The organism is Ruegeria sp. BH6, assembly GCF_056538105.1.
Genome location: NZ_JBQFSR010000005.1, coordinates 201,098 through 226,410, shown reverse-complemented (window position 1 = coordinate 226,410; position 25,313 = coordinate 201,098). Strand labels below are relative to the sequence as shown.

The following is a 25,313-nucleotide window of genomic DNA, read 5'->3' as shown; positions in this document are numbered from 1 at the left end:
TTGAAAGAGTAGCCCCACGCGGTATCAGGTCAAATCAGACCAGCTCACCCACCAACGCCTTATCGATTAGCGCGATGGTTTCCGGTACGCCGTACAGCGCGATAAAGCCGCCAAAACGTGGGCCCTGCGAGGCGCCCAGCAACACCTCATACAGCGCAGTAAACCAACCCCGCATGGGATCGAACCGCTCTCGCCCGATCGAATAAACAACCGATTGCAGCGCTTCATCCTCAATGGGGCCGTCATAAGCTTCCAACGCAGTTTTCAGTGCCTCCAACGCTTCGCGTTCCTGATCCGTCGGGGCGCGGTGCTGACGTGTTGGTTTGACGAAATCGTTGAAATAGCGCACGGCAAAGCCAGCCGCCTGATCCAAATCCGGATGCGTTTCAGCCGTCGCCTCAGGCGCATAGCGGCGGATAAAGCCCCACAGTGCCTCTTTATCTTCGGCTCCCGAAACGGACGCCAGGTTCAACAACATCGCAAACGGCACCATCAGCGTGGATGCAGGAACATTGCCGCCATGGATATGCCAAACGGGGTTGTTCAACTGCGCCTTCAGCTCCTGCCCCGGATAGGCTCGCAGCTGCTGATGATATTCGTCTACTGCCTTTGGGATCACGTCAAAATACAGGCGCTTTGCCGTCTTGGGCTTTTGATACATGAAATACGACAGGCTTTCAGGCGCGGCATAGGTCAGCCATTCCTCCATCGACAAGCCATTGCCCTTCGATTTGGAAATCTTCTGGCCCTGCTCGTCGTTGAACAGCTCATAGCTCAGCGCCTCGGGTGGCTTCTGGCCCAGCGCCCGGCAAATCTTGGACGACTGCGTGACCGAGTCGATCAGGTCCTTGCCCGACATCTCATAGTCCACACCCAGCGCAGCCCAGCGCATCGCCCAATCCGGCTTCCACTGCATCTTGACGTTACCGCCAGTGACCGGGATTTCGACCTTCTCGCCGTCCGGTTCCTGATAGACGATCGTGCCCTTAGCGACATTGCGCTCCAGCGTCGGCACCTGCAGCACGTGCCCGGTTTTCGGGCTGATCGGCAGGAAGCACGAATAGGTCTCGCGCCGTTCCGGCCCAAGCGTCGGCAGCATGATCTCTTGAATTTTGTCGAAGCGCTCCAACGCGATCAACAGCATCTCATCAAACCGACCGCTGGTGTAGTAATCCGTGGCTGAGGCGAATTCGTACTCGAACCCAAAGCTATCCAGGAAATCACACAGCATCGCATTGTTGTGCTGGGCAAACCCTGCGTGCGTGCGAAATGGATCGCGCACCTTGGTCAGCGGCAGATGCAGGTCTTCTTTCAGCTCTTCCTGCATCGGCACGTTGGTCGGCACCTTGCGGAAACCGTCCATGTCGTCCGAGAAACAGATCAGCTTGGTCGGGATGTCACTGATTTGTTCAAAGGCGTGACGGACCATCGAGGTCCGTGCAACCTCGCCAAATGTACCGATATGCGGCAGACCCGACGGGCCATAGCCGGTCTGAAACAGCACGTATCCCTTTTCCGGAGCCGCTTTCTGATAGCGTTTGAGTACCCGGCGCGCCTCTTCGAAAGGCCAAGCCTTGGACGCAATCGCGGTTTCACGCAGTTCAGACATTTTTAGACAAGCTCCATCGGGGAAAACAGCGCCGGTCACCCCATGCAACCGACCGGACCCTCCTATTGTGCCGGTGCAGCATGAGTCAATAAAGCGCTGGTTTTTTCCTGTATGGAAGGCTGATCTATATGGTCAACTGGTCCAGTTTGGCCGCCCAGATGAAATCATTCTCGCTTAGACCACCAATTTCATGCGTGGTCAGCCTGACATCCACATAACCCCAGCCAAAGGTGACATCCGGGTGGTGCCCCTGCTGATCGGCGAGCCACGCGCAAAGATTGGCTAGATAGGTCGCCTTGGCGAACCCTTTGAACTTGTAGTGACGGCTCAGTTCTTTCGAATCAGCGTCCAGATTCCAATCGGGCGAAAGCTCCGCCATGTGCGTGTTCGCCTCATCCCGCGTCAAAGCTGGAACGCCACCTGAACAGGGCACACAGGTTCGGTCCGATAGGCTGCAGGTTTCTCCTGTTAGTGTCATGATCCGTTCACTCCGCTGCGGTTGCTTTTTCCGGGAACTTGTTTGGCAACAATCCCAGGAATTGTGCCTGTCGCACGTCTGCCAGCAAATCGCGGTCGGCGGCGGCAAAAAGTTCCTCGGGTGAGTTTAGCACGAAATAGCCCATCTGATGCATATCGATCCGATAAGGCGTGCGCAGGATCGTCAGCGCATCGAACGGATCCCGATCAGGAATGTCGCTTTCGACGGCATAGACAAGCTCTGTCGGCGAGGATGCCAACCCCGACCCCAACGCCTTGATCACACCATCCTGTCGACGCAACCCAAATTCGATCGAAAACCAATACAGTCGGATCAGCCAGGCATAGTCCTTGTCATCAGCCTGCACGCCTGCCTTGCCGATGGCATGGCTGAACGCCGCAAAGCGTGGATCGCTCAGCAGCGGGGTATGACCGAAAATTTCATGAAAAATATCGGGTTCCTCAATGTAATCGAAATCCTCGCGTGACCGAATAAAGGACGCAGCGGGAAACACCTTATCTGCCAGCATGCCAAAGAATGTCTTGAACCCGATAAGCGCTGGCACAGGCTGAACCCGCCAGCCGGTCATGTCCAACAGCCGTTCCGAGATATCCGCGCAAGAAGGCACGCGGGTCTTTGGCAAGTCCAGCCTTTCCAACCCATCAAGATAGTCTCGCGCCATATAACGCTGCACGTTCTCTGCTTGCGCAGCATAGAGGTCAGCCCAAACGGCGTCCTCTTCTTCTGTATAGGCGATATGGCCGCGTTCATCGGCCACTTTGGCGATGTATTTGGTCGACTTTGGCATCTGCATTCCCTCCGCAGGAAAAGTATAGCCACGCGACTTGAAGTTTTTGATTTGGACAATCGATGGTTTCTGATTATTTTGGCAAATATATATCGAAAGGTCACAATTTGTGAAACAAACCATCCAACCCGCTGATATCGCCATCCTGCAAGAGCTGCAGACCAACGGCCGCCTGTCTATGCAAGAACTTGCCGACCGAACCGGTATTTCCGCCTCGCAATGTTGGCGGCGCGTACGCGATCTTGAGGCATCCGGGGTAGTATCAGGCTACATTGCGCAGGTGCGGGCCAAATCGGTCGGGCTGGACGCCATTGCCTATGTTCACGTCGCATTGCGCGATCATCAAGAGGACAGCATCAACTCATTCCTGCGATTGGTCGAAACCGAGCCGCAAATCGTCGAATGCGCCTCAATCACCGGGGACCACGACTTTATCCTAAAGGTCTATGCTAAGACACCCGAGGACCTTGAACATTTCATCATGCAACGGCTGCTGAAATCCGGCCTTGTCCGCGACACACGCAGCAATTTTGTGCTGCGCCAGACCAAAACACGCGGCCCGTTGCCCATTCTCTGATCGGTCAGGGGCAAAATCCGTTGAACCTGCCCGCCAGCCCTCCTATCGTGCGAGCGCAAAAAGCCCAATCAGGACGACACCATGACCGAACAAGTACCCCACCCGATGTCCCCACAGGATTGCCTGGTTGCGATCATGGTCGCGGTCTCTGCATCGGATGAAACCATTCGCACGGCCGAGCTGGTCAAGATCGAAGGCGCCGTCAACATGTTACCTGTCTTTGCCGAATACGATATCGACCGCACGCGCCGTGTATCTCAGACGGTGTTCGACCTGTTTGAGCAAGAGGACGGGCTGGATGCACTTTTCGGCCTGATCCGCGATAACCTTCCCGAGCGGCTGAATGAAACGGCCTATGCGCTGGCTTGCGATGTGGCCGCTGCGGACGGGTCGCTTGCGGAAACCGAACTGCGCCTGCTGGAAGAAATCCGCTACGAGTTGAGCATTGACCGTCTGCACGCCGCAGCGATCGAGCGTGGCGCACGGGCGCGCCACACGACCTGATCCTAGCTGCCCTGTAACGTTCCCCAACGTTCGATCAACGCGCGTTGCAGCTTACGCGACCTGTTGTTCCAGCTGCGCGCGCCTTCCGGACGCTCGCGCAGCGCACGGGGAATGGTCGCGCGGTGATCAACGTCAGCGGTAAAGATGGCAAAGGCCAATTCGGAGCCATCCGGTGCAGTTATGAAGCCGCCCAATCCCGACACGAAATTCAGCGTCCCGGTCTTTGCGTCTACTTTGATCGGGTGATCCTTGACCGGCCGTCCCTGACGGTCCGCCAGGGTAAATTTCTTGAGCAAGGGCCGCAGCGCGCCATCTTTGCGCGCCGCCACCAGCGCGGTAACCAAATCCGCGGGTGCCACGCGGGACGCATCGCCAAGCCCCGAATGATCCACCATCGCAATCCTGGTCACACCATAGGTCTCGGCCGCCCAGCGATTCATTTCAGCGGCGGAATCGGCGAGGCTTTGCATATTTGCCCCACGGGCTTTCGAAGCCATCATACCGACCAATTCGGCCGTTATGTTGGTCGAATATTTGAGCATACCGCGCAGAATACTTTCCAGCGGATCACTCTGATGCACCACCAAAACAGTGCCCTGCGGGGTCTGCCGCGTGATCTGTACGCGCCCCAGCACAATGCCATTTGCCCGCGCCAGAGTACGGAAAACATCCCCCGCATAAAGCGCAGGTTTGCGAACGGGCAGCCAACGCGCGCCACCATTGCCCAGCGCACCGCGGGCAACGGTCCAGCGATCCTGCCGCGCACTTGGCTGATAGGTGTAGATCGGCAAACTGCGCTTTTCGACCTGCATCGACGCCATATCCACAGACGGAGTATATCGGGCGGTGCGCGCATCCATACTTACGTCATAACTGGCTCCAGCGCGCTTCCATTCGAAATGGACGCGATTGAAATTGAGTGAGATGCCGCTGATGGCCGGGCTATAACCCAGATGATCCGGCTGCCCGGGGTCAATGCTGAACACATAGGGTAACGCTCCGTCATAGACCTTGAACGCCCCGCGCACCTCGGTGATTCCGGCCTCGCGCAGATTGGCGGCCATCGTGGCCAGATCATCTGTGTCCAGCAACGGGTCGCCGCCACCAACAAGGATCAGGTCACCAATCAACACGCCATTCTCAATCGGCCCATCCGCCATCAACGCAGTTTCAAACCGATAATCCGCGCCCAGAACATCCAGCGCATAAAGCGCGGTCAGTGCTTTGGCGACACTGGCGGGCGGCAGGCCCTGATCGCCGCCAAACGCCTCAACCTGCATACCGGTCTCTGCATCAGCGACTGCAAACACAACCTCCCCGCGCAATCCGGCGGACTGGATAAGGCGCTCTGCCCCGCTGGGCAGGTCCCCCCGCAGTTGCGGTCGCAAGGATTGAACAGGCGCGTCGGCCAACGCTGAGCCCGACGCAATAGAGGCCCCCAGGCCCGCAAGAAACAAACGACGTGAAATACGATCAACCATGGGTCAATTAAAATCCCAGAGATCACAGGCAAACAACCACTGAATGTGATTATGCCCGCATGGGGGCTATTCAGGCAACACCCCTCCATCCCAGCCACCGCGTGTGCGAATCTCGGTCGAGCTGACATCGACCATCGGTACATTCACGAAACACCACGCGGGTGCCTGCGCACGCCCCAGCAAATGCCGCGCTTGGCCGTCTATGCGATATCGAGCGTAAAGCCGCGCCGCAGGCGACATCCGTGCCGAGATCCGATCCCCCGGCCGTGCTACAACCCCCACCGGCACGCTGTCCATGATCAGCCGCCAATCCTTCCAGCGATGAAACTGCGCCAGATTGTCCGCGCCCATCAGCCAGACAAACCGCACCTGCGGATAAAGTTTTTGCAAGGCCGCCAGCGTATCCGCCGTCGCCCGCGTCCCGGTCAGCGCCTCGATATCCGTTACCTCGACCTTGGGGTGCTGCATGACGTCCCGTGCAGCCTTGATGCGCCGCTGTAGCGGGGCAGGTCCACGCGCCTTTAACGGATTGCCCGGAGACACCAGCCACCAAACCCGATCCAGCCCAAACGCCTTCATCGCTTCAAGCGAGACATGCACATGTCCCTGATGCGGCGGATCAAAAGACCCGCCGAACAGACCAACGACCTGGCCAGGCCGTGCATATGGAATATCGCTTCGCAACATCCTTTGCTGATGTTCAGAACTGAAGCGGCTTGTCAATCAACCGGTTGCACCAGATCGCCCAGCCGGACCCGTCCGAACCTGATGACCTCGGCGCACCATCCCCCATGCCCACGCACGGCGGAATAGCCGCCCTTGCCCAGCGCCTCCTCCATCCGGCTGCACGGCGCGCAGATGACAGTGAATCGCAGAATAGCCTCCCCCACCTGCACCTCCCGCCCCTTGAGCGCCGCCAGATTGATCCCCGAAACCACCAAGTTGCGCCGTAGGATGTCGGCGGCAATCGGCCCTTGCCCCAAGTAGGAACCAATCGCCGCCAGATGTTCTTGCTGGATCAGAGTCACAGCCCTTTTGCCAGCGCGACCCCGGTCGCCCTCTAGGCCGTCGGCTGAAATCATAATATTATCAACCGCGCGCATTTCTTTGCAGCGCTCAGGTCGCAATCCAATCCAATCGACACAACCCGGCTTGGCCCAGCCAGCTATCAATTCCGCCAAATTCGACATTTTAGCTCCCACTCAGCGAATAGATCTAACTAAATTCGAGGCCATTAGAAATTCACAAAACCACCAGCTTGCCCCGCCCGCCCAGCTTAGATATCTAGCGTTTCAACCCAATTTCCCCGACCCAAAGGACGCGACATGGCCGCCTATCAATATGTCTACCACATGCAGGGAGTCTCAAAGACCTATCCCGGTGGCAAGAAGTGCTTTGAAAACATCCACCTGAGCTTTCTGCCTGGCGTGAAAATCGGTGTTGTCGGCGTCAATGGCGCGGGTAAATCGACGCTGATGAAGATCATGGCCGGCCTCGACACCGATTTCACTGGTGAGGCTTGGGCGGCTGAGGGCGCCAAGGTTGGCTACCTGCCGCAGGAACCGCAGTTGGATGAATCGCTGTCAGTCCGCGAAAATGTCATGCTGGGCGTGGCTGCGAAAAAGGCCAAAGTCGACCGGTTTAACGAGATCGCCATGGAGATCGCCGAGAATTACTCGGACGAGCTGATGGAGGAAATGACCACCCTGCAAGACGCGATCGATGCGGAAAACTTGTGGGATCTCGACAGCCAGATCGACGTGTCGATGGAGGCGCTGCGCTGCCCGCCGGACGACGCCAACATCGCCAACCTCTCGGGCGGTGAGAAACGCCGCGTGGCGCTGTGCAAACTGCTGCTCGAAGCGCCCGACATGCTGCTGCTCGACGAACCGACCAACCACCTGGACGCCGAGACAATCGCATGGCTGCAACAGCACCTGATTGACTACAAGGGCACCATTCTGATCGTCACCCACGACCGGTATTTTCTGGATGATATCACCGGCTGGATCCTCGAACTCGACCGTGGCCGCGGCATTCCTTACGAAGGCAACTATTCCGCGTGGCTGGAACAAAAGGCCAAACGGTTGGAGCAAGAAGCGCGCGAAGACAAGTCCAAGCAGAAAACCCTGCAGCGCGAGCTGGAATGGATGCGTCAGGGCCAGAAGGCCCGTCAGGCCAAATCCAAGGCCCGGATCAACGCCTATAACGAGCTGGCCGAACAGTCCGAACGCGAAAAGCTGACCCGCGCCCAGATCGTCATACCCAACGGCCAGCGCCTTGGTGGCAAGGTTATCGAGGTAGAAGGCCTGTCGAAACACATGGGCGACAAGCAACTGATCGAAGGTCTGGACTTTGCCCTGCCCCCCGGCGGCATCGTCGGTGTCATCGGCCCCAACGGTGCCGGTAAATCGACCCTGTTCAAGATGCTCACCGGTCAGGAACAGCCCGACAGCGGCACCATCACGCTGGGCGACACGGTTGAATTGTCATACGTCGACCAGTCCCGCGACGACCTGAAAGACAACGACACCGTGTGGGAGGCGATCACCGGCGGTGCCGAGATCATCCAGTTGGGCGACGCGCAGGTCAATTCCCGCGCCTATTGCTCGTCCTTCAACTTCAAGGGCGGCGACCAGCAGAAGAAAGTCTCGCTGCTGTCCGGGGGTGAGCGAAACCGCGTCCACATGGCCCGTCTGTTGAAAGAGGGTGGCAACGTCCTGCTGCTGGACGAACCGACCAACGATCTGGATGTCGAAACCCTGCGAGCGCTAGAAGACGCCCTGGTCGATTTCGCCGGCTGCGCGGTGGTCATCAGCCACGACCGTTTTTTCCTGGACCGTATCTGTACGCATATACTGGCCTTCGAAGGTGATGCCCATGTGGAATGGTTCGAGGGCAACTTCGAAGATTACGAAGAGGACAAGAAGCGTCGTTTGGGACCAGATGCGCTGGAGCCCAAGCGGTTGAAGCACAAAAAGTTTGCGCGATGAACGGTTTCATCGAAGCACGTATAGACAAATGGATGCGCAGCGTACGCAAAAGGCTGGCCCCCCGGCGTTTGAAGCGCATCCCGCAAAACGCGCCGGAAAATTGCGTCATCGTCGCCAGCAATGGCCGGTCAGGTAGCACAATGACCTTTCTGGCCCTTGCGGATTCGCTAAGGGACGTTGATAGGGAAGCTGCGAAAAAATCGAACTTCATCGCCCGGCTGGACGACGCAACATTTCACGCGCCTTGCGTGTACAAGACACACGATTACCCTCAGCCCCTCTCTTCATGGCCCGAGAACACTCGGGTAGTTTTTTGTTTTGGGTCTGCTAAGGATTCCGCGTTTTCCGTCTATTCCGCGCTGGACAGATACGGTGCAGATTGGATCGACCTGCATTTTCATCACCTGCATGCCACCGGCACCTATGACGAACTGTTTCAGCGCGATGTGCTGCAGCAGGCGCGGCAGATCAAGGAATGGGTGACATTTGAAGACGTCCCTGTTCTGTGCGTTCACTATGACGCGCTTTGGGAATATCAGGAAACCATCTCGCGCTTTACTGGATTGGACTTCAGGCCCCCTGAACGGCGCGAGCGTGTGCCAAAGGACATTCCGGCAGAACTCAAAGCTGCAGCCGATCTTGTTTACGATCCGATCGACGAAGTGATCGAACACCTGCCAAGGTGTTTTGTTGCGTCCAAACAATACCGAATGACTGTCGAAGAACTATCGATTTCCAACTGAAGACCGCAGATCAAAGCATCCTGACTGGATGTTCGACGATGCATCACCCGGGTCAGACCAGCTTGGCAATTGGAAAAAAGTGGGTCAGGTTGCAACTGTTGGTCACATCGCAGCCGCCGCAGACGAGTAAAAAAAGGACAATAATTGTGAGAGTGCTTTTCTCAAAGGGGCTTGTTTTCATATCCAAGCCACGCTGTGGTTCCACATCAATCCGCAGACATCTGGGCCCTTTTCTTTCAAAGGATGACGGTGATTTTGCTGTCGATGTGGCCAAAACGGTCGAGCATTTTCACCCGCATGATACGGCGCCCTATGTCAAAGCAAAGCTGGCAGAGTTGTACCCGGATCACCCAAAGCTGACCTATTTCATGACCATCCGTAATCCGGTTGATATGCTCTGGTCATATTATCGGTTTTTTCGACCTGATGCTGATTGTCTCTACAACTATCAATCCGATTGGAATGAAAACTCGACAATCGACTTTGAAGAATGGATTCAATTCGGCAAAGTTGGCATGAACCCTGCCTGGCAGGAACTTGCGCCCAAATGGATCTCGACCCAGAACCTTTCCCCGCTCAGCCTAGAAGCACATGCCATCGACCGCGCAGGCGTCAACCACGTCAAAAACGTGTTTCAGCTTGAAAACACTGAGAAACTGAACAGGTGGCTAACCAGCAAGCTGGAAAATCGCAGATTCCCAGCTTTGTCCGAGGCTTGGCGGTCTCGCAGACTTAAGCCACTTTCCAGCGCCAAGAACAAACAAAAGGCGCTTCCACACGTTAATCAATCGGATGGGGTTGGAAAGGCCGCAAGTGATCAACGACCCGTTGTTCTGTCAGACCAAAGTCTGAAGGCGATCCGAACAATGTTCCCTGAGGAAAGCAAGATTTACAAGATTTGACTCGCCCTTAACCGAACGGCCAATTGCCTACTGAAGGATATCGCCTTCAGCACTCTCTTGCCCTGCGCTTGTGCAAATGCCATATCTGACGGGCACACGTTTTTCTATTTCGACCTACTGTCTCCTTCTACGGCGCTCAGTCTATCGATACAGACAACGACGCCGGGCTGCCGCAACACCGTGGGCAGCACTAAACAGGAGACAACGGATATGCCCGCAGGCACCGTAAAATGGTTCAACACCACCAAAGGCTATGGCTTTATCGCACCCGAAGATGGCGGCAAAGACATCTTCGTACACATCTCAGCTGTCGAGCGTTCGGGTCTGACCGGCCTGGCCGACAATCAGAAAGTCACGTACGAGCTGCGCTCGGGTCGTGACGGCCGCGAAAGCGCCGACGACATTCAGTTGGCGTAAGTCAATGAAAGGGCAGAGCATTTCTCTGCCCTTTTCCTTACTGGACGACCACTTTTGCGTTTGACCACCGTCCGCAAGTGTGTCCCGGCGAATACATCACAAACAGGTTACTTCTCTCCGGCGATTGACCAGATCGGTTATCATTCCGACATTAGGGTCAAGATTTTTGTGTTTTTGTTGAAGAGAGCTGCCATGTTCACGCGCCGTACTTTCCTGACAGCAACAGCTGCCACCAGCCTATTGCCCGGTGTTGCAATGGCAAAGCAAAAAGCTGTTGAATACGATCCCACGCCGCAATACGTGCGGATCAAGAAAGAATTTTTGCCGGGTCAGTTGCTTGTCGTTCCCCGGTCCTTCTACCTCTACTACGTTACCGAACCGCGCAAGGCGGTCCGCTATGGGTGCGGGGTGGGTAAAGCGGGGTTGGAATTCACCGGCACCGCCACGATTGACGTCAAGAAGGAGTGGCCGACCTGGCGCCCGACTGATGAGATGATCGAACGCGAGCCCGTCACCTATGCCAAGTTCAAGGACAATGACTATGTCCAGCCCGGCGGGGGCGACAATCCATTGGGGGCGCGGGCGCTGTATTTGTTCCAGAACGGTGTCGATACCTATTTCCGCATTCACGGCACCACGCAGCCGCAAACCATTGGGCGGGCAGCATCCAACGGCTGTATTCGCATGCTGAACTCACATGTGGTCGATCTGTATGAACGTGTGCCCATCGGCACCGTGGTCACTGTCGTCTGATCACTGCCGGGTGGCGTTCACAAGCTCCAACACGTAAGGACCTAGGTTCTCAACTATCAAGGACACACCTGCGGCATTCGGATGAATGCCATCTGATTGCATGTAGTTGCGGGCGGCGTCCGGATCGCCCCCGGCTGTCAGCCCAGCAAAGAAACTGGGCGCATAACGCGTTTCATACGCTGTCGCCAAGTCGGGATAGATCGCGTCAAACGCTTCTTTGTAATCCGCCCCATAATTCCCCGGCGCTTGCATGCCGACCAGCAGGACATCGACCTCCGAACCTTCTGCTGCTTTTACAATTGCCTCAAGATTACTGCGTGACACTGCCGGATCGATCCCCCGCAGCAGATCATTACCGCCCAGCGCCACGATCATACCATCCACGTCCGGCGTCAAAGTCCAGCCCACGCGCGCGGCGCCTCCGGCTGTGGTATCGCCGGATACACCGGCGTTGATCAGGCGTACATCCGCGCCTTGTGCCCTCAACCACCGGTCCAACTGCGGTACAAACCCGTCCTCTTCCGGCAACCCATAGCCTTGTGTCAGGGAATCGCCTAAGGCTGCGATTACGACCTGTTCAGCTGTGGTTGCAAAACCGCAGCAGACAAATATCACCGACAACAAAGCCTTGCGCACCATCAGAACCGCTCCATATCCCATTTGACCGCCTTCATTTGGAAAGACCTATGACGACACCTGTTCTTTCGCTCCAAAATGCCGCTTTGTCGCTGGATGGCAATGCCGGGCGGGTCAATATCCTGCATGACATCTCCCTGACCGTGGCCAAAGGTGAGACACTGGGGCTGGTGGGGCCGTCCGGGTCGGGCAAATCCTCGTTGTTGATGCTGATGGGCGGGCTGGAACTGGCGACGGCGGGCAAGATCACCGCCCTTGGCAACGATCTGACAGAAATGGACGAAGACGCCTTGGCCCGTTTCCGGCGGGACACGATGGGGGTGGTGTTTCAGAACTTCCACCTTATCCCGACCATGACCGCGCTGGAAAACGTGGCCACGCCGCTGGAACTAGCCGGGCACAGAGATGCGTTCGACCGCGCCGAGGCCGAACTGGAAGCGGTCGGCCTGTCCCATCGGCGCGATCATTACCCGGCGCAATTGTCGGGGGGTGAACAACAACGGGTGGCGCTGGCCCGGGCGTCAGCCCCGCGACCGCAGATATTGCTAGCGGATGAACCCACGGGAAATCTGGACGATGCAACTGGTGCCGCCATTGTCGATCTTCTGTTTGGTCTGCGTGACAAACACGGCGCGACACTGGTTCTGGTCACGCACAGCCACAGTCTGGCGCGCAAGTGCGACAGGGTCGTGCGGTTGCGAGACGGAACGATTGCCGAAGACGTTCAGCAGGAGGCCGCGGAATGAGCCTGCGGCTGGCTGGCCGTCTAGCCCGGCGCGAGCTGCGCGGCGGCCTGCGCGGTTTTTGGGTGTTTCTGGCCTGTCTTGCGCTGGGTGTTGCCGCCATCGCCGCCGTTGGATCGGTGCGTCAGGCCATCCAGACGGGACTTGCCCAGGAAGGCGCTGCGCTTCTGGGTGGAGACGCCCAATTGGAATTCACCTACCGCTTCGCCAATGAGGATGAGCGTGACTGGATGGAACAGACCGCAACGGCTGTGTCTGAGGTGGTCGACTTCCGCTCGATGGCCGTAGTCCAGCAAGGCGAGGAAGCCCAGCGCGCGCTGACCCAGGTGAAATCGGTGGATGCAGCTTATCCGTTGTTGGGCACACCCGTGCTGGACCCTGACCAAACGCTATCCGCCGCTCTGGATGGTGATCAGAACCTGCCCGGAGCGGTCATGGATCCGGTGCTGATGGATCGGTTAGGTCTGTCCGTCGGAGACCGCTTTGCCCTTGGTACGCAAGAGTTTGCCCTGACCGCCGCCCTGATTCACGAGCCGGACGGGGCTGCCGACGGATTCGGATTGGGGCCGCGTACTTTGGTACGAACCGAAGATTTACAGGCGTCGGGCCTTTTGGCGCCGGGGACGTTGTTTTCCACCAAATACCGGCTGGCTTTGCCACCCGATACTGACCTTGCGGCCTTGTCCACCACAGCACAGCAAAGTTTCGACAGTACCGGTATGCGCTGGACCGATGCCCGCAATGGCGCTCCGGGGATCGCGGAATTCGTCGCCCGCCTCAGCGCCTTTCTGGTTCTTGTGGGACTGTCGGGTCTGGCGGTTGGCGGTATCGGCGTCTCTGCCGCCGTCAGGGCCTATCTGAGGCAAAAGACCGAAACCATCGCCACGCTGCGCACTTTAGGGGCGGACCGCGCGACGATTTTACAAACCTACATGATCCAGATCGGTGTATTGTCCGGTATTGGCATCCTTATAGGCATAACATTGGGTGGGCTACTTCCCCTGCTACTGGCCCCGCTGATCGAAAGCCAATTACCTGTCCCGGCGGTCTTCTCGCTTTATACCCGTCCGCTGGCCGAGGCCGCGCTATACGGGGTTCTGACAGCCTTCCTATTCACCCTCTGGCCCCTGGCCCGCACCGAAGAAGTGCGTGCCGCGACCCTGTTCCGCGATGCGTTGTCTTCGGCCCGCGCCCTCCCGCGCCCGGTATTCATCCTGGCGACTGGCATCGGGCTGGTCCTGCTGGTCGCATCAGCATCCTGGTTCAGCGGTTCGGCACGTCTGACACTCTGGACCAGCGGAGGGCTGGTCGGCGCGCTGCTTGTGCTGTCTCTGTCGGCTTTGGCAATCCGCAAGTTTGCCCGTTTCGGTGCCAAACCAGCACGTGGTCGCCCGGCCCTGCGATGGGCCTTATCGGCCATATCGGACCCGCGCGAAGGGGCTGCGTCGGTCGTGCTGTCCTTGGGGCTGGGGCTTTCGGTACTGGCCGCCGTTGGCCAGATTGACGGAACCCTGCGCAATGCAATCGCAGGCAATTTGCCGGACGTGGCGCCATCCTATTTCTTCGTCGACATTCAAAAAGACCAGATGCCCGGTTTTACCGAACGGCTGAACGCTGACCCGGCTGTCACCCGTGTTGAAAGCGCACCGATGCTGCGGGGGATCATCACCCAGATCAACGGCCGCCCTGCCCGTGAGGTAGCTGGCGACCACTGGGTTCTAGACGGTGATCGGGGCGTGACCTATTCCGCCGCTCGGCCACAAAACACCCGCGTCAAGGCAGGCGAATGGTGGCCGGATGACTATTCCGGTTCACCGCAGGTCAGTTTCGCGGCAGAAGAGGCCGAGGAAATGGGCCTGTCCCTAGGCGACGAGTTGACCGTAAATATCCTTGGCCGGGACATCACTGCCGAAGTCACCTCACTACGCGAGGTCGATTTTTCAACCGCCGGCATCGGCTTTATCATGTCGATGAACCCTTCGGCGCTGGCCGGAGCCCCACACAGCTTTATCGCCACCGTCTATGCCGAAGAACAGGCCGAGGCTGCCATTCTGCGCGATCTGGCCGGGCAATATCCGAACATCACCGCGATCCGGGTGCGGGACGCGATTGATCGTGTCTCGGGCCTGCTGGCCGGGCTGGCGGCGGCGACCTCCTATGGAGCGGGTGTGTCTTTGCTGACCGGTTTCTTGGTCCTGATCGGGGCCGCTGCAGCAGGCGAAACCGCGCGCCGCTACGAATCTGCGATCCTCAAGACATTGGGCGCAGACCGGCGGCGCATCTTGCTCAGCTTTGCGCTGCGTTCGATCTTGCTGGGCGCGGCCGCCGGATGTGTCGCCCTGCTGACCGGGATATTAGGGGGTTGGGCCGTGGCCACATACATCTTTGACACCGGGTTCACGGTCATCTGGAGTTCAGCCCTGGGTATCGTGCTGGCTGGAATCCTTGTGACACTGGGCGCAGGTCTGGTCTTTGCCCTGCGCCCACTGGCGGTACGCCCGGCCAGCATTCTGCGCGCCGCTGACTAGGATCAGCGCACGCAGGCCACCGGTTGCAGAATTTGCAACAGCTGTTCGTTGTCACAGACCAGCGCATCCAGCGTGATCTCGTCCAGCGAGGCATAGAAAACCTCGGCAGCGTCGCTAAGCGCCACCCGCAAGCGACACGCATCGGTCAGTGGACAAGTATTGTCGGCATCGGCAAAACACTCGGCGATCGGCAAAGCGCCCTCGACATGGCGAAAAACCGACCCGACGCGAATTTCGTCAGCTGGGCGCGCCAGAGACATACCGCCATTGCGACCGCGCTGGGTGCTCAGGTAATTTAGCTGGCTCAATTGATTGATCACCTGTGCCAGATGGTTTTCCGAGATATTGCACACATCCGCAATCTCGGCCTTTGTCACCAATCGATCCTGATGCGCCGCACAATACATCAAAAGGCGCACTGCTATGTTTGTCCGTTTGGTAATCCGCATGTTGGCCTCCCAAATTTCAAGGTGGGACCTTATTGCATGTCTGGCAAAAAAGCGGTTTGACATACATCAATCGCTTCAAAGGACATGACGGCGCATGGCGGACCCTTATTTCTTTGGCTATGGCAGCCTTGTGAACCTTTCGACCCATGATTTCCCCGATCCGCACCCGGCCCGGTTAAAGGGATGGCGGCGCGCCTGGCGGCATACCGATCTGCGCCCGGTGGCCTTTCTGACCGCAGTGCCGGACCCGGATTGTGAGATTGAGGGGATGATAGCTCATGTGCCGAAAAACGACTGGGCGGCGCTGGATGAACGGGAGTGGGCCTATGATCGGGTTCCAGCCACGCAGGCGGTGACACACTCTCTGACACATGACGTTGAAATTGCCGTCTATGCGGTGCCGCATGACCGTCATACCGCACCCAGCAACCACCACCCGCTGCTGCTCAGTTATATAGACGTGGTTGTGCAGGGTTATCTGCGTGCCTTCGGACCCGATGGAGTGGATCGGTTTTTTGCAACCACCGATGGTTGGGACGCGCCAATCCTGAATGATCGCGCAGAACCTCGGTATCCGCGCCATCAGCAACTAAAACCGGCAGAGACCGAATTGGTGGATGATCGTTTGCAACAGGTTTCGGCACAAGTGCTGCAGACCGGCCAACAAAAAAAGGCAGGCGGTTTGCCTGCCTCATTCGTGTTCTAGGCTGATTAATACCGGATCAGGTACATTCACCCGCGCGCGCGGATCACCTGCAGCAACGGCAGCAAGGTCGCCATTTCCGGGCCCCGCTCCATGCCGGTCAGCGCCTTGCGCAGCGGCATGAAAAGGCCCTTGCCCTTGCGGCCGGTGGCATCTTTCACCGCCTTTGTCCATGCGCCCCATGTTTCACCATCGAAAGGCCCTTCGGGTAGCAGCGCAACGGCTTCGGCGATAAACTCACGGTCCTCATCCGCGATCAAGGGTTCAGCCCCGTCGCGGCACAGCTCCCACCAGCCTTTCAGATCGGCCAGGGTGGTGATGTTTTCGCGCGCCATCGACCAGAACGGCTCGGCCAAGTCGGCTGGAACGCCTGCGTCGGCAACGGCGTCGGCCACATCGGCCAGCGGCAGCGATTGCAGGTGCTTCGCCGTCAGCGGGAACAGGTCCTGCACGTCGAACTTGGTTGGTGCAGCCCCGAAACGATTTACATCGAATCCTTCGATCAGTTCAGCCATGTCCGAACGCAACTCAACCGGATCGGACGAGCCCAGACGCGCCATCAGGCTCAGCAGAGCCATTGGTTGCACACCCTGTTCACGCAGATCGCGCAGGGCCAGCGTGCCCAGACGCTTGGACAAAGCTTCACCCTGCGGGCCGGTCAGCAGTGAGTGGTGCGCAAAGCGCGGGCAAGTGCCGCCCAGTGCCTCGATGATCTGAATCTGCGTCGCGGTGTTGGTCACGTGGTCCGAGCCGCGCACAACGTCACTAACGCCCATCTCAGTGTCATCCACCACTGACGCGATCGTATACAGAACCTGACCGTCCCCCCGGATCAGCACCGGGTCAGACACCGAGGCCGCATCGATTGAGATGTCTCCCAGAATGCCATCGATCCATTCGATCCGCTCATGATCCAGCTTGAACCGCCAGACACCATTTCCACGCTCAGACCGCAACGCGTCTTTCTCAGCCTCAGAAAGGTTCAGCGCGGCGCGGTCATAAACTGGCGGCTTGCCCATGTTCAGCTGTTTCTTGCGCTTCAGGTCCAGCTCGGTCGGCGTTTCAAACGCCTCATAAAACCGGCCCATCTCACGCAGTTTGTCCGCAGCTTCGGCATAGCGGTCCAGCCGTTCGGACTGACGCTCGACCCGGTCCCAATGCAGGCCCAACCATTCCAGATCCTGCTTGATGGCGTCGACATATTCTTCTTTCGACCGCTCGGGATCGGTGTCGTCGATACGTAGGATAAACGTACCGCCTGCCTTGCGGGCGATCAGATAGTTCATCAAGGCGGTGCGCAGGTTGCCCACATGGATATAACCGGTGGGCGACGGGGCAAAACGGGTGGTGGTCATGGAGTTCTCCTGTTGGCGCGGCTCATGTCACAGGATGGGCCAATTGTCCAGCAGAGGCGTTCAGGTCGGCTGTACCGGCCAGTGCTGATCAAGGTCCTTCAACCCGGCTCGGATCAGCTCGGACAGAACGTCCAGATCAATATCCGCCAGCTTGTTCACATAGAGGCAGGACTTGCCCAGTTTGTGTTTGCCCAGGCGCGTCAGGATATCCCCGAAATCCGCATAACCGGGCATGATAAAGATCGACAGCGCGGATTTACGTGGGGAAAACCCGGTGGCCAGAAAATCACCCTCGCGCCCGGATTTATATCGGTAATGGTATCGTCCGTACCCGATCATCGACGCCCCCCACATAACAGGTGCAAATCCCGTCGCGTTACGGAATACTGCATCCAGTATCCGTGCCTCCTTGGCTTTTCGCGTTGGCTGTACCGCCGAAAGGAAACTCTCAACGCTTTGCCCTGTGGGGACGGTTTTGTTTACAGATCGCGCCATGAACAAAATTTAACACGTAATGTTCAACCACACAGCCCATGTCTTGGGTGTATAGAGTGGCAAGTGACCCTCTCCGCCCTACCTAACATCCTGATATTCTGACAGGGAGATCGAAAATGACCATCAAATTGACTCGCCGCGCGGCCCTAGGAGCCGCAGCAGCATTGCCATTCGCATCCGCCGCCGCCCCGGTTCTGGCCGCCGGGACCGAGACCAAGGCCAATTCAACCATCGCCAAAACCTTTAAGTTGGGCGACTTCACCGTCACCACATTGTTGGACGGTAGCCTGCCCCGTGACGGCGCCAAGGATATCTTTGGCGGCGGCGCTTCGGACGAGGACTTCGCCAAGGTCTCAGCCGACAACTTCATCTCGCCCGAGGTGGCGCAGTTCTTTTTTACCCCAACACTGGTCAATACCGGGTCTGAGCTGGTTCTGTTCGACACTGGCCTGGGTCAGGGCGGCATTCAGGCCGCGCTGGCGGATGCGGGCGTGACGCCAGATCAGATCAATACCGTTGTGATCACCCATATGCATCCCGACCATATCGGCGGCATGACCACGAACGACGCGCCGACCTTCCCGAATGCGCGCTATGTCACTGCATCGCCTGAATATGATTTCTGGGCCGCGCAAGACGCAGGCAACCGCGTCGGCGATCTGGTCGCAGCCAAAGTGACACCGCTGGCCGAAAAGATGACCTTTGTCGAAGACGGGGGCGAGGTTGCATCGGGCATCACCGCAGTCGCAGCCTATGGGCATACTCCGGGTCACACAGTTTACCACTTGGAAAGCAACGGGCAACGTCTGGTGCTGACCGCTGATTTGGCCAATCACTATGTCTGGTCTTTTGCCCACCCGGAATGGGAGGTGCGCTTTGACATGGACAAGGCGGCAGCCACTGCATCCCGGCGCAATGTGCTGGGCATGCTGGCCGCCGACAAGGTGCCTATGATCGGCTATCACATGCCGTTCCCGGCGGCCGGCTTTGTCGAAACGCGCGGTGACGGGTTCCGCTTTGTCCCGGTCAGCTATCAGATGATGGGCTAAGCCCTAGTATCCAGGGTCCGGCCGCACTATTGAGCCATCCGTGAAACGGGACAGGCGAAAAGCGGCCGGATCGACGCAAGGCGTGGTTTCGGCGACCAGGTCAGCCATCAGACGACCTGCTGCGGGGCCAATACCAAACCCGTGACCGGAAAAACCGGTTGCAATATACATTCCCGCCATCTCATCCACCCCCGAGATTACCGGCACCGCATCCGGTGTCACATCGATCATCCCCGCCCAGCTTTGTACAATCTCGGCCTGTTCAAGCGCCGGAAACGCATTGCGTGCTTTGGCCCATGCCTTGCGCAACACTTTTGACGACGGCTCGGGGTCCAGCACACGGCATTTTTCGAATGGCGTCACATCGGTTGGCAGCCAGGTCTGATCCTGCTGCGCCTCGGTGCGCCAGCGGCCCGACAATCGAAAGCGCAAAGACCGCCATTCCTGTTTAAAGGCAGGCAGGAACTGTCGGCCCAGACGAAAGCTGTCGGGAACGATATCAACCGTATTCTCGCGACCGGACGCGATGCTATAGCCGCCATCAACGCGCTTTCGCATGGCAAATTCATCCGCCCAAAGCGCTGATTCAGGACCCTCGACAGGTGACGTGCGCAGAACCGTGTTCAGTACCTTCAGTTGCGGCAGATCAATCCCGGCATTCCCAGCAAACAGACGTGACCACGCACCACCGGCCAGAACCACATAATTACATGCCACCCGACCACGCTCGGTGAACACACCAGAAACGCGGCCATCCCTAAGATCGACACTGCGCACTGCGCAATTGGTCATCAGCACCGCCCCACGGTCCCGCGCCGCCTCGGCAATGGCGGGTGCGGCCCATTGCGGCTCGGCCCGACCGTCCTGCGGCATAAAAAGGGCGCAATCAAATTCCGTTGCAGTACCGGGCAGCATCGCGTCCAACTCACCCCCGGCCACCAATCTGGCACCGGTTTGCAACCCGTCGACATGGCGTAGCCAGCGTTCCAGATTTCCGCTGCTGCGTTTGCCCGAGGCGCCAAACAGGATGCCTGCACGGGTATAACCTGTCTTGCGGCCGGTCCGCTGATCCAGCCCTTGCCACAGGTGCAGCGCCTCGACCATCAACGGGATTTCCCGCGGGTCGCGCATACCCAGACGCACCCATCCCCAGTTGCGCGAGCTTTGCTCGCCCGCGATCTGCCCCTTTTCACACAGCAGCACCGAAGCACCGCGTTCAGACAGTTCCAACGCGGTGGACGCGCCGATTATGCCGCCGCCAACGACAACGACATCCACGGTTTTGGGCAAGTGCAAATCAGGTTCGACGGGGGTTGGCTTGGGGCCGGGCATCAACCGCTCTTATTTCATGGCTCGAACCGCTATGAAGGCCCAGAGCGAGCGCACAGGCAACGTGCCTTGTGCCCCAGGGGTGATGATTTTCAAAAGTTGTGGCGAACACGCCAATAGGCGCGAGAAAACACGCGCCATTCCGTCCGGTTTCAACTGGAAATTAAGCCGCGCCGCGCAACTCTGCCAATTTCTGGCGCAGGGTCGCCCCCAACCCGCTGTCTTTCGTCTCGACCTCTTCATCCATCTCGGCCTGTTGAGGCAGTTCAGGAAAGACGGTCGGCGCTTTTGTGGATTTCACCTCAGGCTCGGGGTCTTCGGGCTCATCCTCGCGAAGAAGATCCGCGATGGCAGAATCCAACTTAGCTTCGTCCAGAACCCGCGCCTCGGACTCCATTGATTTGAACCTCAACGGCGGGTGAAGCGGTTTGTCATATCCCTCATACATAATAACACCAAATCGTTAACTCAGACATCCAACACCAAGTGCGCCACAATTCGATACTTTCGAAATAAGGTCACACCGCCCCAGATGGGGCGTGAATTAAGCTAAAATGTGGCAAAAAAATGTCTCAATTTCAAGCCATCCATTCCAAGAGAGGCTGGAAAATTAGAGTGTTATCGGAAAATTTGAAACAATGCTCACCTCTCTGGACAAACTAGCCTAGCGAAGGAGACAATCATTTATTCCTTAATTGGTTCCAGAGCAGTTCAGCCTTTGTCCCGCCAGCGATTCACAATCGGATAGCGGCGATCCAGCCAGAAAGCCCGATGTGTCAACCGAGTTCCGGGGGCGGACTGAAAGCGTTTGTATTCGCTAATATAGATCAGATGCTCGACCCGCCGCGCGTCTGCCTCGTCAAATCCGGCAGCGACACAATCGGCGATCGAGCCTTCACGATCGACCAGAATATTCAGAAGGGCATCCAAAACCGGATAGTCGGGCAGGCTGTCACTGTCCTTTTGGTCCTCACGCAGTTCGGCACTGGGCGGTTTGTCGATGACCGAAGGGCGGATCACCACACCTGCGGGCCCCATCATCCAGTCGCGATGGTTTGCATTGCGCCAGCGGCAGGTCTCGAACACACGGGTTTTGTACAAATCCTTGATCGGGTTATAGCCGCCGTTCATGTCGCCGTAGATGGTGGCATATCCCACCGCGACCTCGGATTTGTTGCCTGTGGTCAAAAGCATCTCACCAAACTTGTTCGAGATCGCCATCAACAGCAATCCGCGCAAGCGGGATTGGATGTTCTCTTCGGTCAAATCCGCATCACGCCCAGTAAACAGCGGGGCCAAGGTCTCGGTCACGGCTGCCCTGCTGTCCGAGATCGGCACATAGTCATAGTGAACGCCCAACGCCTTGGCGACGGCTTCGGCATCGTCCAACGACGCCTGACTGGTGTATTCCGAAGGCAGCATCACACAGCGAACATTCTCAGCGCCAATGGCATCCACTGCGATAGCCGCGACCAAGGCAGAATCAACACCGCCCGACAAACCCAGCAGCGTTTTTTTGAATCCGGTCTTGCCCATATAATCGCGCAAGGATTGCACCATGGTGCGATAGTCCTGCTCCCATTCGTCGGGCTGCGGCACGATTTCAGCGGGCACGATGCGCCAGCCATCATCGCCACGCTCCAGATCGATCTGCGTCACGGCCTCGTCAAAGACAGGCATCCGAAACGCCAGCTCTCCGCCCGGGTTCAGGCCAAACGTGGCCCCGTCGAATACCTGATCGTCCTGACCGCCAACCATGTTCAGATAGATCAGCGGCAGGCCAGTCTCGACCACGCGGGCCACCATATGGTTCAGGCGCACGTCGTATTTGTTGCGGAAATACGGCGAACCATTGGGGATCAGCAGAAACTCGGCCCCGGTTTCCTCAAGCGTTTCGGCCACGTCCGGATGCCAGCTGTCTTCGCAGATCGGGCTGCCGATGCGGGTGTTGCCAACCGCATAAGGCCCGCCCAAAGGCCCGGCATCGTACAGGCGAACTTCGTCGAATACGGTTTCATTGGGCAAATGATGTTTCAACGACTTGCTGCTGATCCGCCCGTTCTTGAGGATCAGGTAAGCGTTAAAAAGATTGCCATCTTCTGCCCAAGGTCCGCCAATCGCCACCGCAGGGCCATCGGCGCATTGTTTGGCCAGATCCACGACCGCCGCCATCGCCGCCCGGTGGAACGCAGGCTTCATCACCAGGTCCTGCGTGTTGTAGCCGGTGATGAACATCTCGGGGAACGCCACCAGATCGGCCCCGGCCTCGCGCCCCTGCTTCCACGCGGCCAACGCCTTGGCAGCGTTACCGTCGATATCCCCCACAGTGGGATTGAGTTGCGCCAGAGTGATACGGAAACGGTCGGCCATTGTGCCCTCTTGCCCTCGTCAGTCTTACAGCCATTTAGCAGATCATTGCGCAAGTAAAAGGCAAATGCGGCAAAACCCGTTGCTCTGCCCCCACCGGTACCTTAGTTTTGCGTAAAAGGATGAACACTGGGCAGGCAGGACAGATTATGAACGCTTTTCGCATTTCCATTGCCGCATCAGCAATCGCTCTGATCGCTGCTGGCGCCGCCGCGCAGAACGGTCAGGTAATCACCACGGACGATGAAGTTGGCGGCGTCTATGAAGGCACGTTCGAAAACGGCCTGCGCCACGGGACCGGCACGTATCGCCTGCCTAACGGGTTCGAATATAGCGGCGAATGGGCCGAGGGTGAGATTCAGGGCAAGGGGATTGCCCGTTATGTCAACGGCTCGATCTACGAAGGCATGTTTGTCAAAGGGCAACCCGAAGGGCGCGGCAAGATCATCTATGCCGACGGCGGCAGCTATGACGGCGAATGGGCCGACGGGTCACTCAATGGCGCTGGCATCGCGATCTATGCCAATGGCGCGCGCTACGAGGGCAATTTCAAAAACGCGCGTTATCACGGCAAGGGCGTGATGACGGACCCCAGCGGCTTTAGCTATGACGGGGACTGGGTTGATGGTGTCAAACAGGGCAGTGGCAAGATTACCTATGCCGAAGGCGGTATCTACGAGGGCGAAATCAAGGATGGTCAGCGCCACGGTCAAGGCAGCTTGACCCTGCCCGACGGGATGACTTACGTCGGCGATTGGGTCGAAGACCGCATAACAGGCTCCGGGCGCATGACCCTTGTCAACGGTGACGTCTACGAAGGCGAACTGATCGAGGGTCGGCGGCAAGGCAAGGGCAAGATGATTTATGCCAATGGCGACGTCTACGAAGGCGACTATGCCAACGATCTGCGCCATGGTCAGGGGGCCTATACCGGCACTGACGGATTTGCATACACCGGCGAATGGACCGACGGGCTGCTTGAGGGTTTAGGTGAGATGACCTATCCGGATGGCTCGGTCCATGTCGGCGATTTCAAGGCTGATTTGGCCGAGGGCAAGGGCCTGATCACCTACCCCGACGGCTCGACCTATGATGGCGATTGGATCGCTGGCGTGATTGAAGGTCAGGGTATTTCCACCTATCCCAACGGCACGGTCTACAAAGGACAGTTCAAAAACGCCAAACCGAGTGGCAAGGGCATTCTGACTTCTGCTGACGGGTCCAGCTATGACGGGGATTGGGCCGATGGTCTGCGTCAGGGCAAGGGCTTGTCCACGTACCCCGATGGCACCACCTATTCCGGCGAGTTCAACGCAGGCAAACGCCATGGGCAAGGTGAAATCGTCATGGCCAACGGGTTCAGCTATTCTGGCCAATGGACCGAAGGCAAGATCACCGGTGACGGGATCGCCACATACCCAAGCGGCGATGTTTACGAGGGCAGCTTTGTCGACGCCAAACGGCACGGCAACGGCACAGTGCGCTATGCCAACGGCGAAGAGGAAACCGGCGTTTGGGAAAACGGTGCATTGGCGACATCGAACAGCACAACCCCTGAGACGGATACAACAGACACCACCGATTCGGACGGCTGAACCATCACCACGGCACGGGGTCTCCGGCCCAATCGAAAAACCCTCCGGTTTCGGCTGGGGTTAAATGCGCCATCACGGTCAACAGGTTCTCGGCGGCTTCATCCGGTGCAACAGCGGGATGACGTCCCAGGTATTTTCGGGTGAATTCAGTTTTCACGGTGCCGGGATGCAGGGCAACGCAGATCGCTTGCTGGTGGGTACGATGCAGTTCGATCGCCCCCGTATGTACGATCTGGTTCACCGCGGCTTTTGCTGCGCGATAACTGACCCAACCGCCCAGCCTATTGTCCCCGATGGACCCGACGCGTGCCGATAGCACAGCAAAAATGGCCCGGCGATCCCGCGGAAGCAGGCGTGTTGCATGGCCCAGAATCAGCGCAGGTCCGACAGCGTTCAACGCAAACTGGTCCATCATTGTCTGTGCTGTGACCGCACGCATTGTCTTTTCCGGGGCCGCCCCGTTGATTTCTAACGCGCCCGAGGCGACGAGGATCAAATCGAAGTGGCCGGACAAATTGCCCAATACGCTCTCAATACCGGCGGGATCGGTTAAATCAAACCCGTCCGTAGACCGCGACAAGGTGGTCACCGCCACGCCCTGCCGCCTCAGGCGGTGACATACCGCCTGACCGATTCCTCCTGACGCGCCTATGATCAACGCTGTTTTCATCACTAACCACCTAGACGTCCTGTTACGCGGATCAATACGCCACTCTTGAAAGAAACCCCTGCAACAGCAGTTAAGGCGCAAATGGGTCTTTTCATTCTGGGCAGGCTCTGTATAAATTCCGCCCCATGA

26 protein-coding genes are annotated in these 25,313 nt (G+C 58.0%); 12 read left to right on the top strand and 14 right to left on the bottom strand.

The window, feature by feature from the left end; genetic code table 11:
* Positions 1 to 34 precede the first annotated feature (34 nt).
* The 3 genes from ACR0B8_RS13060 to phhA form a co-directional block, all read right to left on the bottom strand.
* On the bottom strand, positions 35 to 1,609 hold the full coding sequence (locus tag ACR0B8_RS13060) for a lysine--tRNA ligase (RefSeq protein ID WP_226689358.1): 1,575 nt from the start codon (positions 1,607 to 1,609) through the stop codon (positions 35 to 37).
* Positions 1,610 to 1,733: 124 nt separating this feature from the next.
* Positions 1,734 to 2,087 carry a 4a-hydroxytetrahydrobiopterin dehydratase gene (locus tag ACR0B8_RS13055; protein ID WP_226689357.1) on the bottom strand — a complete coding sequence of 118 codons (354 nt, stop codon included), beginning with the start codon at positions 2,085 to 2,087 and terminating at the stop codon, positions 1,734 to 1,736.
* A 7-nt stretch (positions 2,088 to 2,094) separates the two neighbouring features.
* The gene (phhA, locus tag ACR0B8_RS13050; protein WP_226689356.1) at positions 2,095 to 2,895 is read right to left on the bottom strand and encodes a phenylalanine 4-monooxygenase; all 801 of its coding nucleotides are present in this window, start codon (positions 2,893 to 2,895) and stop codon (positions 2,095 to 2,097) included.
* 109 nt (positions 2,896 to 3,004) lie between these two features.
* Between phhA and ACR0B8_RS13045 the strand changes: the two genes are divergently transcribed.
* Positions 3,005 to 3,472, top strand: coding sequence for an Lrp/AsnC family transcriptional regulator (locus ACR0B8_RS13045; RefSeq protein ID WP_226689355.1), 468 nt, complete (start codon positions 3,005 to 3,007; stop codon positions 3,470 to 3,472).
* Positions 3,473 to 3,553: 81 nt separating this feature from the next.
* Positions 3,554 to 3,976, top strand: a complete 423-nt coding sequence (locus tag ACR0B8_RS13040; RefSeq protein WP_170350540.1) for a tellurite resistance TerB family protein — start codon at positions 3,554 to 3,556, stop codon at positions 3,974 to 3,976.
* Positions 3,977 to 3,978: 2 nt separating this feature from the next.
* On the opposite strand, the gene dacB is transcribed toward ACR0B8_RS13040, so the two are convergent.
* From dacB to ACR0B8_RS13025, 3 genes are all read right to left on the bottom strand, one after another.
* Positions 3,979 to 5,457 carry a D-alanyl-D-alanine carboxypeptidase/D-alanyl-D-alanine endopeptidase gene (gene dacB / locus ACR0B8_RS13035; RefSeq protein ID WP_226689354.1) on the bottom strand — a complete coding sequence of 493 codons (1,479 nt, stop codon included), beginning with the start codon at positions 5,455 to 5,457 and terminating at the stop codon, positions 3,979 to 3,981.
* A 66-nt stretch (positions 5,458 to 5,523) separates the two neighbouring features.
* A complete protein-coding gene (locus tag ACR0B8_RS13030; protein WP_170361495.1) occupies positions 5,524 to 6,144 on the bottom strand; it encodes a nicotinate-nucleotide adenylyltransferase in 621 nt (206 codons plus the stop codon).
* A gap of 32 nt (positions 6,145 to 6,176) precedes the next feature.
* Entirely contained in the window at positions 6,177 to 6,647 is a 471-nt protein-coding gene (locus ACR0B8_RS13025) for an MOSC domain-containing protein (protein WP_170361493.1), read from the bottom strand.
* 135 nt (positions 6,648 to 6,782) lie between these two features.
* Here ACR0B8_RS13025 and ettA point away from each other — a divergent pair, with 135 nt between their 5' ends.
* The 5 genes from ettA to ACR0B8_RS13000 all read left to right on the top strand — a co-directional run bounded on the left by ettA (position 6,783) and on the right by ACR0B8_RS13000 (position 11,265).
* Positions 6,783 to 8,450, top strand: coding sequence for an energy-dependent translational throttle protein EttA (gene ettA / locus ACR0B8_RS13020; RefSeq protein WP_170327107.1), 1,668 nt, complete (start codon positions 6,783 to 6,785; stop codon positions 8,448 to 8,450).
* A complete protein-coding gene (locus tag ACR0B8_RS13015) occupies positions 8,447 to 9,193 on the top strand; it encodes a hypothetical protein (RefSeq protein ID WP_226689352.1) in 747 nt (248 codons plus the stop codon). The genes ettA and ACR0B8_RS13015 overlap by 4 nt, the downstream gene beginning before the upstream one ends.
* A gap of 38 nt (positions 9,194 to 9,231) precedes the next feature.
* Complete coding sequence (locus ACR0B8_RS13010) at positions 9,232 to 10,095, top strand: sulfotransferase family protein (RefSeq protein ID WP_226689351.1); 864 nt, start codon at positions 9,232 to 9,234, stop codon at positions 10,093 to 10,095.
* Positions 10,096 to 10,305: 210 nt separating this feature from the next.
* Positions 10,306 to 10,512 carry a cold-shock protein gene (locus ACR0B8_RS13005; protein ID WP_170350547.1) on the top strand — a complete coding sequence of 69 codons (207 nt, stop codon included), beginning with the start codon at positions 10,306 to 10,308 and terminating at the stop codon, positions 10,510 to 10,512.
* A 192-nt stretch (positions 10,513 to 10,704) separates the two neighbouring features.
* Positions 10,705 to 11,265 carry a L,D-transpeptidase gene (locus ACR0B8_RS13000; RefSeq protein WP_170361488.1) on the top strand — a complete coding sequence of 187 codons (561 nt, stop codon included), beginning with the start codon at positions 10,705 to 10,707 and terminating at the stop codon, positions 11,263 to 11,265.
* Here ACR0B8_RS13000 and ACR0B8_RS12995 read toward each other — a convergent pair whose 3' ends face one another.
* Complete coding sequence (locus ACR0B8_RS12995) at positions 11,266 to 11,925, bottom strand: arylesterase (RefSeq protein WP_226689350.1); 660 nt, start codon at positions 11,923 to 11,925, stop codon at positions 11,266 to 11,268.
* 26 nt (positions 11,926 to 11,951) lie between these two features.
* Between ACR0B8_RS12995 and ACR0B8_RS12990 the strand changes: the two genes are divergently transcribed.
* Complete coding sequence (locus ACR0B8_RS12990; protein ID WP_170350549.1) at positions 11,952 to 12,647, top strand: ABC transporter ATP-binding protein; 696 nt, start codon at positions 11,952 to 11,954, stop codon at positions 12,645 to 12,647.
* Positions 12,644 to 15,172 carry an ABC transporter permease gene (locus ACR0B8_RS12985; RefSeq protein ID WP_480658664.1) on the top strand — a complete coding sequence of 843 codons (2,529 nt, stop codon included), beginning with the start codon at positions 12,644 to 12,646 and terminating at the stop codon, positions 15,170 to 15,172. Before ACR0B8_RS12990 ends, ACR0B8_RS12985 begins: the two co-directional genes overlap by 4 nt.
* 2 nt (positions 15,173 to 15,174) lie before the next feature.
* Here the strand turns inward: ACR0B8_RS12985 and ACR0B8_RS12980 are convergent, their stop codons facing one another.
* Positions 15,175 to 15,621, bottom strand: coding sequence for an RrF2 family transcriptional regulator (locus ACR0B8_RS12980; protein WP_170350551.1), 447 nt, complete (start codon positions 15,619 to 15,621; stop codon positions 15,175 to 15,177).
* A gap of 94 nt (positions 15,622 to 15,715) precedes the next feature.
* Here ACR0B8_RS12980 and ACR0B8_RS12975 point away from each other — a divergent pair, with 94 nt between their 5' ends.
* Positions 15,716 to 16,327 carry a gamma-glutamylcyclotransferase family protein gene (locus tag ACR0B8_RS12975; RefSeq protein ID WP_226689348.1) on the top strand — a complete coding sequence of 204 codons (612 nt, stop codon included), beginning with the start codon at positions 15,716 to 15,718 and terminating at the stop codon, positions 16,325 to 16,327.
* A gap of 26 nt (positions 16,328 to 16,353) precedes the next feature.
* Here ACR0B8_RS12975 and gltX read toward each other — a convergent pair whose 3' ends face one another.
* Both gltX and ACR0B8_RS12965 read right to left on the bottom strand, forming a co-directional pair.
* Entirely contained in the window at positions 16,354 to 17,679 is a 1,326-nt protein-coding gene (gltX, locus tag ACR0B8_RS12970) for a glutamate--tRNA ligase (protein WP_226689347.1), read from the bottom strand.
* Between the two features lie 60 nt (positions 17,680 to 17,739).
* Entirely contained in the window at positions 17,740 to 18,174 is a 435-nt protein-coding gene (locus ACR0B8_RS12965) for a DUF1801 domain-containing protein (RefSeq protein WP_170361480.1), read from the bottom strand.
* 116 nt (positions 18,175 to 18,290) lie between these two features.
* Here ACR0B8_RS12965 and ACR0B8_RS12960 point away from each other — a divergent pair, with 116 nt between their 5' ends.
* Entirely contained in the window at positions 18,291 to 19,223 is a 933-nt protein-coding gene (locus tag ACR0B8_RS12960) for an MBL fold metallo-hydrolase (RefSeq protein WP_170361478.1), read from the top strand.
* A 3-nt stretch (positions 19,224 to 19,226) separates the two neighbouring features.
* Here ACR0B8_RS12960 and ACR0B8_RS12955 read toward each other — a convergent pair whose 3' ends face one another.
* The 3 genes from ACR0B8_RS12955 to ACR0B8_RS12945 all read right to left on the bottom strand — a co-directional run bounded on the left by ACR0B8_RS12955 (position 19,227) and on the right by ACR0B8_RS12945 (position 22,922).
* A complete protein-coding gene (locus ACR0B8_RS12955) occupies positions 19,227 to 20,555 on the bottom strand; it encodes an NAD(P)/FAD-dependent oxidoreductase (RefSeq protein WP_170361476.1) in 1,329 nt (442 codons plus the stop codon).
* Between the two features lie 160 nt (positions 20,556 to 20,715).
* Positions 20,716 to 20,949, bottom strand: a complete 234-nt coding sequence (locus tag ACR0B8_RS12950; RefSeq protein WP_170361474.1) for a hypothetical protein — start codon at positions 20,947 to 20,949, stop codon at positions 20,716 to 20,718.
* A 314-nt stretch (positions 20,950 to 21,263) separates the two neighbouring features.
* Positions 21,264 to 22,922: an NAD+ synthase gene (locus ACR0B8_RS12945; protein WP_170361472.1), complete on the bottom strand. Its 1,659-nt coding sequence runs from the start codon at positions 22,920 to 22,922 to the stop codon at positions 21,264 to 21,266.
* A gap of 146 nt (positions 22,923 to 23,068) precedes the next feature.
* Here ACR0B8_RS12945 and ACR0B8_RS12940 point away from each other — a divergent pair, with 146 nt between their 5' ends.
* Positions 23,069 to 24,514, top strand: coding sequence for an MORN repeat-containing protein (locus ACR0B8_RS12940; protein ID WP_170551526.1), 1,446 nt, complete (start codon positions 23,069 to 23,071; stop codon positions 24,512 to 24,514).
* Positions 24,515 to 24,518: 4 nt separating this feature from the next.
* On the opposite strand, the gene ACR0B8_RS12935 is transcribed toward ACR0B8_RS12940, so the two are convergent.
* Entirely contained in the window at positions 24,519 to 25,184 is a 666-nt protein-coding gene (locus tag ACR0B8_RS12935) for an SDR family NAD(P)-dependent oxidoreductase (protein ID WP_226689344.1), read from the bottom strand.
* Positions 25,185 to 25,313: the final 129 nt, after the last annotated feature.